Source organism: Streptomyces sp. RK62 (genome assembly GCF_018070255.1).
GTDB classification, from domain to species: Bacteria; Actinomycetota; Actinomycetes; order Streptomycetales; family Streptomycetaceae; genus Streptomyces; species Streptomyces nigra.
This window is the reverse complement of the sequence record NZ_JAGPYD010000001.1, coordinates 130,028-139,765: the sequence shown is the minus strand read 5'-3', so window position 1 is coordinate 139,765 and position 9,738 is coordinate 130,028. Positions and strand designations below refer to the sequence as shown.

Annotated in this window: 9 protein-coding genes; 5 read left to right on the top strand and 4 right to left on the bottom strand. The window is 73.0% G+C overall.

Annotated features, from left to right (window positions below):
* The first annotated feature begins 1 nt into the window (after window position 1).
* Entirely contained in the window at window positions 2–877 is an 876-nt protein-coding gene (gene gnd, locus KBY32_RS00520) for a phosphogluconate dehydrogenase (NAD(+)-dependent, decarboxylating) (protein ID WP_055619255.1), read from the top strand.
* A 111-nt stretch (window positions 878–988) separates the two neighbouring features.
* The gene (locus tag KBY32_RS00515) at window positions 989–2,455 is read left to right on the top strand and encodes a membrane-associated oxidoreductase (RefSeq protein ID WP_210978398.1); all 1,467 of its coding nucleotides are present in this window, start codon (window positions 989–991) and stop codon (window positions 2,453–2,455) included.
* 21 nt (window positions 2,456–2,476) lie between these two features.
* On the opposite strand, the gene KBY32_RS00510 is transcribed toward KBY32_RS00515, so the two are convergent.
* Window positions 2,477–2,887: a VOC family protein gene (locus KBY32_RS00510; RefSeq protein WP_210978397.1), complete on the bottom strand. Its 411-nt coding sequence runs from the start codon at window positions 2,885–2,887 to the stop codon at window positions 2,477–2,479.
* Window positions 2,888–3,037: 150 nt separating this feature from the next.
* Here KBY32_RS00510 and KBY32_RS00505 point away from each other — a divergent pair, with 150 nt between their 5' ends.
* The 3 genes from KBY32_RS00505 (at window position 3,038) to KBY32_RS00495 (ending at window position 6,294) form a co-directional block, all read left to right on the top strand.
* Window positions 3,038–3,658, top strand: coding sequence for a TetR/AcrR family transcriptional regulator (locus KBY32_RS00505; protein WP_247688865.1), 621 nt, complete (start codon window positions 3,038–3,040; stop codon window positions 3,656–3,658).
* Window positions 3,655–4,998, top strand: coding sequence for an MFS transporter (locus tag KBY32_RS00500; protein WP_210978396.1), 1,344 nt, complete (start codon window positions 3,655–3,657; stop codon window positions 4,996–4,998). The genes KBY32_RS00505 and KBY32_RS00500 overlap by 4 nt, the downstream gene beginning before the upstream one ends.
* Before the next feature lie 63 nt (window positions 4,999–5,061).
* Entirely contained in the window at window positions 5,062–6,294 is a 1,233-nt protein-coding gene (locus KBY32_RS00495; RefSeq protein WP_210978395.1) for a serine hydrolase, read from the top strand.
* A 7-nt stretch (window positions 6,295–6,301) separates the two neighbouring features.
* Here KBY32_RS00495 and KBY32_RS00490 read toward each other — a convergent pair whose 3' ends face one another.
* From KBY32_RS00490 to KBY32_RS00480, 3 genes are read right to left on the bottom strand one after another with little or no spacing between them, the layout of a single operon-like run.
* Window positions 6,302–7,459, bottom strand: coding sequence for a saccharopine dehydrogenase family protein (locus tag KBY32_RS00490; RefSeq protein WP_210978394.1), 1,158 nt, complete (start codon window positions 7,457–7,459; stop codon window positions 6,302–6,304).
* Window positions 7,452–8,513 (bottom strand): saccharopine dehydrogenase, encoded by a 1,062-nt coding sequence (locus tag KBY32_RS00485; protein ID WP_210978393.1) that lies wholly within the window; start codon window positions 8,511–8,513, stop codon window positions 7,452–7,454. The genes KBY32_RS00490 and KBY32_RS00485 overlap by 8 nt, the downstream gene beginning before the upstream one ends.
* Window positions 8,510–9,655 carry an FAD-binding oxidoreductase gene (locus tag KBY32_RS00480; RefSeq protein WP_210978392.1) on the bottom strand — a complete coding sequence of 382 codons (1,146 nt, stop codon included), beginning with the start codon at window positions 9,653–9,655 and terminating at the stop codon, window positions 8,510–8,512. The genes KBY32_RS00485 and KBY32_RS00480 overlap by 4 nt, the downstream gene beginning before the upstream one ends.
* Window positions 9,656–9,738 lie beyond the last annotated feature (83 nt).

Genomic DNA, 9,738 nt, shown 5'->3' with positions numbered 1-9,738 from the left:
CATGCAGATCGGCCTTGTTGGTCTCGGCAAGATGGGCGGCAACATGCGCGAGCGTCTGCGCACCGCCGGCCACACCGTCGTCGGCTACGACACCAACCCGGACCTGTCCGACGTGGCGAGCCTGGCCGACCTCGTCGAGCGGCTCGACGCGCCGCGCACGGTGTGGGTGATGGTGCCGGCCGGGCACGCCACGCAGACGGTGATCGACCAGCTGGGGGGCCTGCTCAAGCCCTACGACACGGTCGTCGACGGCGGCAACTCCCGGTGGACGGACGACGAGAAGCACGCCAAGGAGCTCGCCGCGCACGGCATCGGTTTCGTCGACGCCGGTGTGTCCGGCGGCGTGTGGGGCCTGCAGAACGGCTACGCCCTGATGGTGGGCGGCGAGAAGGAGCACGTCGACCGGCTCCGGCCGATCTTCGAGGCGCTCAAGCCGGAGGGGCCGTACGGATTCGTGCACGCGGGCCGGGTCGGCGCCGGGCACTTCTCGAAGATGGTCCACAACGGCATCGAGTACGCCATGATGCAGGCGTACGCCGAGGGCTGGGAGCTGCTGGAGAAGGTGAACTCGGTGGACAACGTCCGCGAGGTCTTCCGCTCCTGGCAGGAGGGCACCGTCATCCGTTCCTGGCTGCTGGACCTCGCGGTGAACGCGCTGGACGAGGACGAGCACCTGCAGAAGCTGAAGGGCTACGCGCAGGACTCCGGTGAGGGCCGCTGGACCGTGGAGGCCGCCATCGACAACGCGGTGCCGCTGCCCGCGATCACGGCGTCCCTGTTCGCGCGGTTCGCGTCCCGGCAGGACGACTCCCCGCAGATGAAGATGGTCGCGGCGCTGCGCAACCAGTTCGGCGGGCACGCCGTCGAGTCGAAGTAGCGGCTCGACCCTTTCCTCGGGCCGGGGTGGCGCGTCAGCCACCCCGGCCCGAACGTGCTTCGTCCGGGCGTGAGTTGACAGCGGCGGCGGCCGGCGTCAGAGTCCCCGCTGATGGAGATCGACGAGCTGACACCGGCCGAGCGCACCGTGTGGGAGGCCTTCCCCAAGGGTCGGCCCGTGGACTTCCGCCGGACGGCGGACGAGAGCCCTGCCGACGGCGGCGGGTGGGGGCCGGAGCGGACCGTACGCGCCGTCGTCCTGAAGGCGCTGCTGCTCGACGGCCCCGAGGAGCGCGGCGAGGTGGCGGCGCTGAAGCTGGCGGGCGCCCGGATCACCGGTGGGACGGATTTGCGGTACGCGACCGTCGACCACATCGTCCGGCTGAGCGACTGCTTCTTCGACGGCGTCCTGAACATCTCCGGCACCCAGTTGAGATACCTCAACCTGTCCGGCTCGCACCTGCCCGGGCTGACCGGCGCGCGGACCCGGGTCGACGGCGGACTGCGGCTGACGGGCTGCCGGTTCCGGGGTCCCGTACGGCTGGGCGGGGCGCAGATCGCGGGCGCGCTGTATCTGGAGGACGCCGAGATCACGGCGGACGGGGCACGGCCGGGGCCGGTCCTCCAACTCCACCAGGTGACCGTCGGCGAGGACCTGTGCGCGAGCCGGCTGCGCACCCGGGGCGAGATCCGGCTCAACGGCGCCACGATCAGCGGCTCGCTCCGGCTGGAGGAGGCGCGGCTGAGCGGTCCCGGCGACTTCGTGCTCAACGCGGAGGCGCTGGAGGTGGGGGCCAACGTCCTCGGCCGGCGGCTGAGCACGGACGGCCGTATCGATCTGCGCGGCGCCCGTATACCCGGCCGCCTCGACCTGCTGTACAGCCGGCTGTCCAACCCCGGGGGCACCGCCCTGCGCGCGAGCAGCTGTGTCATCGGCGAGGTGTGGCTGCGCGACGGCGAGACGATCCGGGGCCGGCTCAATCTGCGCCGCTCCCAGATCGACCATCTCGATCTGGCGCCGGAGATGCTGCCGGAGCAGGTCCGCCTCCTCGACCTCACCTACACGTCCCTGACCCCGCACGAGCCGCCCGAGCGGCGGCTGCCCATGCTGGAGCGGGACGAGGACACCTACGACCCGCACGGCTACGAGCAGTTGACGGCCGCGTACCGCCGCACCGGCGACGACCACGCCGCCCGGCTCGTCCAGCTCGCCAAGCAGCGCCGTCACCGCACCACCCTGCCCTGGTACGGCCGTTGGTGGGGCCGGGTGCAGGACGCGACCGTCGGCTACGGGTTCCGTCCGATGCGGGCGCTGGGCTGGCTGCTGTCCCTGCTCGCGATCGGATCGGTCGCCTTCGCGCTGGACGCGCCACCCGCGCTGAAGGCGGACGAGGCGCCGCCGTTCAACCCGGTCTTCTACACGCTGGACCTGCTGCTGCCGGTGATCTCCTTCGGCCAGGAGTCGGCGTTCGCCCCTCGGGGCCTCCAACAGGCCCTCGCGTACATCCTGGTCCTGACGGGCTGGATCCTGGCCACGACGGTCATCGCGGGCGTGACCCGAACCGTCTCCCGCCAGTAGCCCCTCACGCGTTGGACCAGTTCAAGCGTTGGACCAGGCCCGGGTGCAGAGCACCAGCCGATAGCCGTCCGGGTCCTCGACCGTGACACCCCACTCGTTCCAGTACGGGTTCGGGGAGACGACCCGCCGCCCACCGCACTCCTCCAGCCGGGCCACCAGATCGTCCGGCACAGGACCGTCGAGGTAGATCACGAGGAGATCCTCGTCGGTGGGCCGGGGTTCGACCGGGCGGGCGGGTTCGTGGACGAGTTCCAGATGCCAGTCCGCGTCGGGCCAACCGAGCATCAGCAGGTCGTGCTCGCCGGGTTCCGCCCCACCGGCCGCCCGCCACACGACCGTCAGGCCTAGCCCGTCGGCCCAGAATCGCTCGGCCGCCACGAGATCGCGGGAGGGGCGGGCGATACGGATGTGACTGCGGCCGCTGACGGACACGGGGCCTCCGGGGGTGAGGTGGGAACGTCCGGCAGCCTAGGCGGCCGGTGCGACGCGGTCATCGGGCCTTGGCCCTGGGTCCGAGGTCCTGGTCCCGCGCCGTGAGGAGCTTGGTAGACACTGTCTACTCATCTCTGGTAGACAGTGTCTATGACGGACGTGCCAGAGAAGGACGTGTCGGAGAAGGACGTGTCGGAGAAGGACACCGGAGGGCTGCGGGAGCGGCTGGTCGAGGTCGGGGTGGAACTCGTGGCCCGTGAGGGCGCCCAAGCCCTCACGCTGCGGGAGATCGCCCGGCGGGCCGGTGTCTCGCACGGCGCCCCGCGCCGCTACTTCCCCACCCACCTGGATCTGCTGTCGGCCATCGCCCGCCGTGGCTTCGGCGAACTGGCCCGCCGGGTCGCCGCGGTGACCGGTGACGGTACGGCGGATCCGCGGACGCGGATCGCCGCGCTGGCCCGTGTCTACCTGGAGTTCGCGCTGGGCGACCGCGGCATGTACGAGCTGATGTTCCGTCACGATCTGCTGGAGAGCGGGCGGCTGGGGCTGCGGGACACCAGCCTGCCCCTATTCGGGCTCCTGGCCGATCTCGTCGGGCAGGTCCGTACGGACGCGGACCCCCGGCTGGTCGCCGGCGCCCTCTGGGCGAACCTGCACGGCATCGCCCAGCTGTGGAGTTGGGGCAGCCTTCAACTTGCCGCCGACGCGCAGGACTTCGAGCCCCTGTTGGCGGCCGCCCTCGACGCGCACCTCGGGCCGGTGCAGCGGTGAACCCCCGTCTCGCACTCGTCGGCAGTGTGGTCGGCGCCGTGATCGTCGCGCTCGACGGTACGGTCCTGACCGTCGCGCAGCCCGCCCTGCGCCGCGATCTCGATACCTCCTTCGCGGCCGTCCAGTGGACCAGCACCGGCTATCTGATCGCCGTGGCGTCCCTGCTGGTGTTCGCGGGACGGCTCGGCGACCGGTACGGGCACCACCGGCTCTTCGGCATCGGCATGCTCGGCTTCGGGGGCGCCTCGGCCGGGATCGCCGTGGCGCCGGACGTCGGCTGGCTGATCGGACTGCGGGTCGTGCAGGGCGTGTTCGGCGCGCTGCTGCAACCGGCGACGCTCGGGATGCTGCGCGCCTCGTATCCCCCGGACCGGCTGCGCGGCGCGATCGCGCTGCGAACCGCCTCGATCGGTGTGGCGGCGGCTCTGGGGCCGCTCGTGGGCGGTGCGTTGGTGGCGGGGCCCGGCTGGCGCACCGCGTTCCTCCTCAATGTCGTCCCCGCGCTCGTCCTCGGCGCCCTCGCCCTCTCCGCCCGGGCCCGGCCCGTGGCGCACCCGGTCCGGCTCGATCTGCCGGGCGCGCTGCTGCTCGCCGTGACCCTGGCCTGTCTGGTGCACGCCCTCATCGCCTCCCCCGGGTGGGCGCTGTCGGCGACGGGGGCCTGCCTGACCGGCGCCGCGTTCGTCCGCCACGAACTCCGGACCGCGCATCCGCTGCTGCCCACCCGTGTCGTCGGTCCTGCCGCTCCCGCGCTCGGCATGCTCGTGGCCGCGTCGGCGGCGCTGTCGGGCACGCTCTTCGCCGGTACGTTCCTGCTGCAGGGCGCGCTGGGCATGGACGCGTTCCGCAGCGCGCTGACGAGTCTGCCGCTGGCCGTGCTGATGGTGGCGGCGGCCCTCGCGAGCCCGCTGCTGCTGCGCCGGGCCGGGACCCGGCGTACGACGACGGTGGCGATGGGTGTCCTGGCCGCCGGCATTCTCGTCCTGTCCCAGGTGACCTCGGCGCCCGCGCTGTGCACGGGGTTCGCGCTGATCGGCGCCGGGTTCGGGACGGTGATGACGGCGGCCACGCACGGTGTCGTACGGCAGGCCGCCGTCGAGTCGGCCGGGGTGGCGGGCGGGCTCCAGCAGACCGCGATGAACGTCGGACCGGTGCTGGGGATCGCCGGCGCGACCGCGCTCATGGGGAGCGACGGCGATGTGGCCGGACCGATGGCGGTGCTGTCCGCCCTGGTCCTGGCCGGTGCGTGTCTCGGCCGTCTCCTTCCCGGTCCGGACGGTGACGAGCGGAATGATCATCGCCGTTCGGAGGACCGTCCGCCGGTTCCTGAGCGACGATGAGAGCGGAGGCCGCCGCGGTGGGCACCGGGGCGCACCTCGTCGTACGCACGCGAAGGAGAGCCGATGGCACTGCTGACACAACAGATCGACCCGGGCGAGGCCGGGCTGGACGTCAAGGCGCTGGACCGCCTCGACCAGCACTTCGCCCACCGGGTCGACGAGGGGCGGCTGCCCGGCTTCCTGGTGTCCGTCGCCCGCGGCGGACGCGTCGCGCATCTCACCGCGTACGGGATGCGGGACGTGGCCGCCGGTCTGCCGGTCGAGGCCGACACCCTGTGGCGCGTCTACTCCATGACCAAGCCGATGACCTCGGTCGCCGCCCTGATACTGGTGGAGGAGGGCAGGCTCTCCCTCGACGACCCGGTGGGCAAGCACATTCCCGCGTTCGCCGAACCCCGTGTGTACGTCGGCGGATCGGGTGCCGACATGGTGACCCGTCCCGCCGAGGGGCCGATGACGGTACGGCATCTGCTGACCCACACCGCCGGGCTCACGTTCGCCTTCTACCACCAGCATCCCGTCGACGCCCTCTACCGGGACGCGGGCCTGCACTCGGCGGTGCTGCCCGGCTCGGACCTGGCCACCACGGTCGACGTGTACGCGGGCCTGCCGCTCCAGTTCGAGCCCGGCACACAGTGGAACTACTCGGTGGCCTCCAACGTGCTCGGCCGGATCATCGAGGTGGTGTCCGGGCAGCCGCTCGACGTGTTCCTCGGCGAGCGCGTGTTCGGACCGCTCGGCATGACGGACGCCGGGTTCCACGTGAGCGGCGAACAGGAGGACCGGCTGGCCGAGTTGTACGGCGACACCGAGTCCGGCGGGATCGAGCCGATCGCCGGTCTGCCGCTGCACGGGCGTCCCCGGTTCCTGTCCGGCAGCGGCGGTGTGGTGGCCTCCGCGCACGATGTGCACCGCTTCATGGAGATGCTGCGGCGCCGCGGCGAACTGGACGGCAGCCGGCTGCTGAAGCCCGGGACGGTCGCACTGATGACGTCCAACCACCTGCCCGGGGGCGCCGATCTGAGGTCCTGCGGCAGCCGTCCCGCGCATGACGAGCCCGGCAACGACGGTGTCGGCTTCGGCCTCGGGGTGTCCGTGGTGATCGACCCCGACCGCACCCGTGACCCGTCCGTGCGGGGCGCCTTCGGCTGGAGCGGGGTCGCCACGACCACCTTCTGGGTCGATCCGCGTCACGACCTCACCGTGCAGTTCATGACGCAGGTGCGGCACGGGACCTCGCACACGGTCTTCCAGGACCTGAAGCGGTTCGTGCACGAGGCCCTCACCGGGGACTGACGGCTCCTCAGGTGTCCGTGTGCTGCGTGAACCGCACTCCGTCGGCGGCGAGTTCGCGCAGCCACTCCTGCGAGCGGGCCGCCGTCCCGGCGGACCGGTGCAGGCCCGCCGGCAGGGAGCCGTCCAGGATGTGGCGTACGCCCAGGGCGAGCGGGCGGGAGACACAGCGGGCCATCGCGCTCTCCTCCGCGTCGCCCACCAGGTCCAGCAGACAGCTCCTGGACCAGGACCCGCCCTTCTCGCCGCGCACGTCGAGGGAGACGGCGAGGACGACCCGGTCCCGGTCGGCGTCCGTGGTCGGGTGGGCCCGCGCCAGTTCCCCGGCCAGGGCGGCGATCCGGGCGTCGTCCCCCGCCCTCAGCTCCGCGAACACACCGGCCCAGGCGTCCAGCCAGCCGTCCAGGCGCAGGGTGCCGCGCACGAAGGTGTCCGGGCGCCAGGCCCCGGGCAGCCCGTACTGCCCGATGAAGGGGACGCTGTCGCGGTTCGGGTACGCCTCGAACGTCTCGCCGTCGACGTCGTGCCGCCGGGTCGCCTCCCACGGCCGTTCCGTGACCCGCTCGGCGCCGTCCTCGATGTACCGGGCGGGGGCGCGCAGCGCGTTGAGCACTCCGGCGGGCGCCCAGCTGAAGCGGTACCGGAAGTCGTTGGGGACCGCGGGGACGCCGCCGCAGTACGAGGTGAGGGTGTAGGCGGCCGGTGTGTCGTCGCCGACGGCCTCGCGGGCCCGGCCGACCAGGCTGTGGGCGAAGAGGTGGTCGATGCCGGGGTCGAGTCCGGCCTCGGTGAGGACGGTGAGCCCGGCCGCGCCGGCCGCGGGGACCTGCTCCAGGACCGCGTTGGAGACATAGCTGGAGCAGGCGAAGTGGGCGCCCTCGCGGACGCAGGCCGCCAGCAGCGCGGCGTGCTCGGTGGTGGGCAGCATCGACACGACGACGTCGCCGGGCGCCAGCTCGGCGGTGAGCGCGTCGGGGGTGTACGCCCGGGGTGCGGCCCGGCCGGTGAGCCCGAGACGGTCCAGGGCGTCGGCGGCCCGCCGCTCGGTGCGATGCCACAGCCGTACCCGTGCGGCGGTGTCGCACAGACGGGCGAGCCCGCTGCCGGTGGAGAGTCCGGCGCCGACCCAGTGGACGGTGCCGCTCGCGGGGACCCGTGTGTCAGGCATCCTTCGGCTCCTCCTTGTCCAGGCCGAGTTCACGCAGGGCCTGGTGGAACCGGTCGAGGCAGCGGTCCCACGCCGGGTCGGTGCCGAAGGCGAGCAGCAGGGGTGTCAGGGCGGACGAGAAGTCGGCGCTGGACTCACGGGGCAGCAGGGATGGCAGGTTGTCGATGGCGATGAGGTCGAGCGGCGGGTCCTCGCGCAGCCGGCGTACCGGGGCGGTCCAGTCGGTGACGCGGTCGTAGACCGGCAGCACGTTCAGCGGCGAGCCGACGTCGACGGTGACGTCGCAGACCGTGCGCAGCCGCCGGTCCGGGGCATCGAGGTCCTGCGGGCGGAGGAAGGGCGGCACGGATGTGGTGGCGAGGACTGCGTTCACCAGGACGTCGTGCGCGAGCAGGACCCGGCGGTCCAGATCGCGGGTCTCGGCGACGTCCCACGCGGTGGCCTCGACACCGGCCGTGAGCAGGGCGAGCCGCGCGCCGCGTCCGCTGCGGCCGAGGGCGCCGATCACGAGCGCGGTGAACTCCTCGTCCCCCGCGGCTGGCCGGAGCAGGCGGTCCAGCTCGTCCTTGGCCGTCGGGGTCAGGGGTGCGGTGAGCCGGCCGCGCTGCTGGAGCACGGCGAGCGCGGCCCCGAGGTACCCGGCCCAGAACCCGAAGGCGGCGAGCCGGCGGCCGGAGTCGTCCACCAGGTACTCCAGGTCGAGCAGGGCCCCGCCGCCCGCCGCGAACCGGCGCAGCAGGTCCCCGGCTCCGGGCTGCCCCTTGTAGGCGTGCCCGAAGTAGAGGTGGCGGTGGGTGAGTTCGGCGGGGTCGGGCGGCAGTTCCTTCAGTCCGGTCACGACGGCGGTGGCGGGCGCGGACGTCCAGGAGCCGGCGGGTGCGATCCGGCAGCCGGCCGCCTCGTACTCCTCGACGGGGTGGATCCGCTGCGGGGACTCCTCCACGGTCACGGTCGCCCCGCTGTCGACGAGGCGCCGCGCGTCGGACGGGACGATCGGGGTGCGTCGCTCGGTGGATCGGATCTCGTGGCGCAGCCACAGGTGCAGCTCGGTCATACGCGATGGGCCTCCGGTCGCGGGGCACCGGCCACGAACCGGCCGGCGCTCAACGGGCTGACGTCCACGAAGGGTACGCGGCCGAGGTACAGGTCCCGGACGACCTCGCCGACGGCCGGGCCCTGGAGGAAGCCGTGGCCGGAGAACCCGGTCGCGTACAGGAACCGGGACACGGAAGTCGCCTCGCCGATCAGCGCGTTGTGGTCGGGGGTGACCTCGTACAGGCCGGCCCAGCCTCCGGTGCGGCGCAGGTCGAGCAGGGCCGGTGCGCGGTGCCGCATGGCGTCGGCCAGGCGGGCGATCCAGCGGTCGTGGGTGCTGGTGTCGAAGCCGGGACGTTCGTCGGGGTCGGACATGCCGAGGAGCAGTCCGGGTCCCTCGGTGTGGAAGTAGAGGCTGGTGGTGAAGTCGATCGTCATGGGCAGCCGGGGCGGCAGTGCGTCGACGGGTGCGGTGACGGCGATCTGGCGGCGCAGCGGCTCCACGGGGAGGTCGACGCCGGCCATCGCGCCGACGGACCGGGACCAGGCGCCGGCCGCGCAGATCACGGTGTCGGTGGCGATCCGGCCGGCGTTGGTGGTGACGCCGGTGATGCGGTCGCCGTGCCGTTCGATGCCGGTGACGGTGGTGTGCCGCAGGATGCGGGCGCCGTGCCGGCGGGCGGCGGCCGCGTAGCCGTGGACGACGGACTCGGGGGTGCAGTGGCCGTCGTCCGGGGAGTACGCGGCGGCCAGGAGCCCGTCGGTGCTGATCAGCGGGGACAGCTCGCGCGCCTCGGCCGGGTCGATCATGCGGCTCGGTACGCCGAGGGAGTTCTGCAGCCGGACGGCCGCCTCGAACGCGGTGACGTCCTCGGGCGTCGACAGCAGGAACAGATAGCCCACGCGGTGCAGCCCGATGTCGTACCCCGTGTCCTGCTCGAACCGGGCGAACGCCTCCAGGCTTCGGGCGCCGAGCCGGATGTTCAGTTCGTCGGAGAACTGGGCGCGCACCCCGCCGGCCGCCTTGGAGGTGGAGCCGGACGCCAGTTCGTCCCGCTCGACCAGGACGACGTCGGGGACGCCCGCCCGCGCGAGGTGGTAGACGATGCCGGTGCCGATCACACCGCCCCCGACGACGACGGCGCTCGCGTGCGCGGTCATGGCCGGGGGCCTTCCGCCCGCGCCCGCGTCCGCGTGCCCGGGTCACCGGCCGGTCCGGTCAGGAAGAGGTCGTCGGTCATGCC